The organism is Mesorhizobium sp. WSM4819 (assembly GCF_055811215.1).
On record NZ_JBVVQO010000108.1, the window covers coordinates 1 to 394 of the forward strand.

Here is a 394-nt window from a genome sequence, read left to right on the forward strand (position 1 = left end):
GAGAAAGGCGAGCGGACGACGGAGCGGGTTGGTTACCGGTCCGGCTATTACGAACGCAAGCTTGTGACGCGGGTTGGGGTCCTGGAACTTCGCGTTCCGCAGGATCGGGCCGGCCGGTTCTCGACGGAGTTGTTTGAGCGTTACCAGCGCTCGGAGAAGGCATTGGTGTCGGCGCTGGTCGAGATGTACGTGCAAGGTGTGTCGACCCGGAAGGTCAAGGCGATCACCGAGGAGCTGTGCGGCCATTCCTTCTCGGCCTCGACGGTAAGCCAGGCGACGGCGCGGCTGGATGAAGCGCTGCAGGCGTTCTTTGAGCAGCGGCTTGCCGAACCTTACCCGTACCTCATTCTGGATGCGCGCTATGAGCGGGCGCGCGAGGCCGGCGTGATCGCCA

At 64.0% G+C, this 394-nt stretch carries 1 protein-coding gene; it reads left to right on the forward strand.

Translation table 11 applies throughout. The annotated features are described in order from the left end of the window. On the forward strand, window positions 1-394 hold a 394-nt coding region (locus AC0L18_RS32440; RefSeq protein ID WP_473495752.1), incomplete at both ends, for a transposase.